Annotated in this window: 1 protein-coding gene; it reads right to left on the bottom strand. The window is 53.6% G+C overall.

What is annotated here, in order from left to right:
- Positions 1 to 107: 107 nt before the first annotated feature.
- Positions 108 to 248, bottom strand: a 141-nt coding sequence (locus ACTHS3_RS18365; protein WP_440368857.1) for an ACT domain-containing protein, incomplete at its 5' end; no start/stop codon positions are given.

Genomic DNA, 248 nt, shown 5'->3' with positions numbered 1-248 from the left:
AGGAAGGACAGGACAGATATTTCCAATGTCGATTACGATACCAAACTCGCCAAAAAGGTCGTCTGAAAAACCTGAAATCCGTTTTTCAGACGACCTTTTGCTCCTCCTTACAAGCGCGTGACGCTCAACACGCCTTTGACATCGCCGAGGCTGGCGAGGACGCGCGGGAGGTCGTTGACCTGTTTGACTTCGAGCGTGAACCTCATGCTGGCTTCCAAGTCGCGGGACTGGGTTTGCACGGCGGTAAC

Source organism: Neisseria sp. P0009.S007 (genome assembly GCF_051962515.1).
This window is presented reverse-complemented; position numbering and strand designations above follow the sequence as displayed.